Raw genomic sequence first — 3,193 nt, forward strand, 5'->3', positions numbered from 1 at the left:
GCGCACCCGGCGGTCGGTCACGGTGCCGTCGGCGTGTACCCGGCCGGCGGCGATCTTCGTACCGCCGATGTCGACCCCGATCCGGGGCCATCCGGGCCCGGTCATGCCGCGAGCAGGCCGGCCCGGACCAGGTGGCCGCGCACGACGTCGACCTCGGCCGCGTTCAGCGGTATCTGCGGGGTGGCGGTGACCGGGCAGTCGATGACCCCGAGCGCGTGCAGGGCGGCCTTGAACGCGCCCAGCGCCGACGAGCCGCGGCCCATCCGCTCCGGCGCCCCCGCGTCGACCAGGCCGAACAGGGCGATCAGGCGCTCCTGTTCGGCCTTCGCCGCGTCCCAGTCGCCGGCCGCGGCGAGGTCGCGCAGCCGGGTGTAGCCGCTCGGGTCGACGTTGCCCAGGCCCGGGACCACGCCGTGCGCACCCATTCGGAACGAGGTGTCCACGGTCAGCTCCGAGCCGGTCAGCAGCGCGAAGCCGGGTACGTCCGCCGTCTCCAGGAGCAGTCGGCGGAAGCCGCCCTCGTCGCCGCTGGAGTCCTTGACCGCCTGGATGACGCCGTCGCGGGCCAGGGTCGCGAGCTGCGCGGTGCCGAGCTTGGAGTGCACCGACACCGGCAGGTCGTAGGCGATCACCGGGAGGTCGGTGACGGCGCGCAGCATCCGAAAGTGCGCGTCGACCTCGGCCGGGTGGGTGCGGGTGTAGAACGGCGCGGTGGCCACGACGCCGTCCGCGCCGAGCTTCTCGGCGGTGCGCACGTGGTCGGCCACCCGCAGCGTCGCGGTGTCGATGACCCCCGCGACCACGGGGACCCGGCCGGCGACCGTGCCCACCGCGATCTCCAGGACCCGGGCCCGATGGGCGTCGGGCAGGAACGCCACCTCACTGGTCGAGCCGAGGACGAACAGGCCGTCCACACCGGCGTCGAGCAGATGCGCGATCAGTCGCTCCAGCGAACGCGCGTCGACCTCCAGGTCGGGGGTGAGCGGCGTGCAGACGGGGGGTACGACGCCACGAAGTGCGGTGGGCGACGGGGTCATGCGGGTCAGAGCTCCTGGCGGTGAAGGGGGTGAAAGCGGTGAAAGGGATCGGACAAAAGCAAAGGAAACGCGGGACGCCGGTGTCTCCCAATTGGGAGACATGAGGCGATACGAGGAAGGCGACCCGCCCCGTCACATCGGGTGGTGGCAGCGGAACAGATGCCCCTCCTCCTCGGCCGCGCGCGGCTCCGGCGCCGTCTGCGCACACACGTCGGTCGCCTTCCAGCACCGGGTCCGGAACGCGCACCCGCTCGGCGGGTCGACCGCCGAAGGCAGCGGCCCGGTCAGCGTGATCCGCTCGGTCGAGGCCAGCAGGCTCGGCGTCGCCGAGAACAGCGCGACCGTGTACGGATGGCGCGGCGCGTGCACGATCCGCTCCGCCGGCCCCTCCTCGACGACGCGGCCCAGGTACATGACGGCGATCCGGTCGGCGAGGTAGCGCACGGTCTGGATGTCGTGCGAGATGAAGACCAGGCCCAGGCCGAGCCGGTCCTTGAGGTCGCGCAGCAGGTTGAGGATCTGCGCGCGCACCGACACGTCCAGCGCCGAGGTGGGTTCGTCGGCGACGATCACCTCGGGTTCCAGGACCAGTGCGCGGGCGATGGCCACCCGTTGGCGCTGCCCGCCGGAGAGTTGCCCCGGCAGCACCTCGGCGGCGCTCGGGGGCAGGCCGACCAGGTCCATCACCTCGCGCACCCGCGCCTCGCGCTGTGCCTTGGTACCGCGTCCGTGGACGTCCAGCGGGTCGCGGAGCACCGTGCGTACGGTCAGCCGCCGGTTGAGCGCGGTCGAGGCGTCCTGGAAGACCATGCCGACCGCGCCGCCGAATTCGGACGCGCGGCGCGTGGCCGGCATGCCCCACAGATCCTCGTCGTGGAAGCGCACCACACCGGCGGTGGGCTTTTGCAGGCCCACCAGGACCCGGGCGAGGGTCGACTTGCCGCAGCCGGATTCGCCGACGATGCCCAGAACCTCGCCGCGCCGGACCGAGATCCGGGCGCCGGTGAGGGCGTGCAGGTGTGCCTTGGCGAAGAGCCTGCCGCCGGCGATCCGGTGGGTGACGTCGACGTCGCGCACGGAGAGTACGGGCGGGCCGGTCGGCTCGGATCCGGCCGGGGTCGCGGGCGGGGGAGCGGTCTCGGTGTCGTTCATGAGGGGGCTCCGGTCAGGGTCACGGCCGGGTGGTGGCACGCGGCGGCGTGGTCGTACACGTCGCCGGTCAATGCCGGGCGGGTGTCGCGGCACAGGTCGCTCGCGGCCGGGCAGCGTTCGGCGAACCGGCAGCCCGGGCCGAACTCGGCGGGCGGCGGCACCACACCGGGGATCTGGTGCAGCCGGTCCTCGGCCGCCTCCAGGGACAGCACCGAGCCCAGCAGGCCGCGCGCGTAGTGGTGTTCGGGCCGGCGCAGCAGCTGTGCGGTGCGGCCCGTCTCGACGATGTGGCCGCCGTACATGACCACGATCCGGTCGGCGAGCGAGGACACCAGGGCCAGGTCGTGCGAGACCAACACCAGTGCGAAGCCCAGTTCGTCGCGCAGGCGCACGAGCAGGTCCACCACCTGCGCCTGGACCGTGACGTCGAGTGCGGTGGTCGGCTCGTCCGCCAGGATCAGCCGAGGGCCGCGCGACAGGGCCATCGCGATCAGCACGCGCTGACGTTGGCCGCCGGAGAGTTGGTGCGGGTGGCTGCGCAGGGTGCGGGCGGCGTCGAGGCCGACCAGTTCGAGGAGTTCGGTGGGTGTACGGGTACCGCCCCGGCGGGTGAGTTGGGTGAGTTGGGTCTTGATGGTCAGGGCGGGGTTGAGCGAGCTGAGCGCGTCCTGGTAGACCATCGCGATCTCGTGGCCCAGGAGCGGGCGGCGCTCGCGCGGGGACATCGCGAGCAGGTCGCGCCCGGCGAAGCGCACTTCGCCACCGGTCTCGGCGCCCTTGGGCAGCAGGCCCATCACGGCCAGACTGGTCAGACTCTTGCCGCAACCACTCTCGCCGACCAGGCCGACGGTCTCGCCGGGCCGCACGTCGAAGTCGACGCCGTCGACGATGCGCACCCCGCCGTGCCGGTCGGGGAAGCGCACGCTCAACCCGCGCACCGACAGCAGCGGTTCCACGTCGGGGATCTCGCGCGCGGGCCGGCGGTCGGCGGCCTCGGCCAGGCG

Annotated in this window: 3 protein-coding genes; all 3 read right to left on the minus strand. The window is 73.1% G+C overall.

Annotation, left to right across the window (positions count from 1 at the left end; genetic code table 11):
• Positions 1 to 101 precede the first annotated feature (101 nt).
• A complete protein-coding gene (locus GT354_RS35945; RefSeq protein ID WP_161360579.1) occupies positions 102 to 1,037 on the minus strand; it encodes a dihydrodipicolinate synthase family protein in 936 nt (311 codons plus the stop codon).
• Between the two features lie 132 nt (positions 1,038 to 1,169).
• Positions 1,170 to 2,189: an oligopeptide/dipeptide ABC transporter ATP-binding protein gene (locus GT354_RS35950; RefSeq protein ID WP_161360580.1), complete on the minus strand. Its 1,020-nt coding sequence runs from the start codon at positions 2,187 to 2,189 to the stop codon at positions 1,170 to 1,172.
• A partial coding sequence (locus GT354_RS35955; protein WP_161360581.1) for an ABC transporter ATP-binding protein occupies positions 2,186 to 3,193 on the minus strand: 1,008 nt, incomplete at its 5' end. The genes GT354_RS35955 and GT354_RS35950, both read right to left, overlap by 4 nt.

The organism is Streptomyces sp. SID3343 (assembly GCF_009865215.1).
Classification (GTDB): domain Bacteria; phylum Actinomycetota; class Actinomycetes; order Streptomycetales; family Streptomycetaceae; genus Embleya.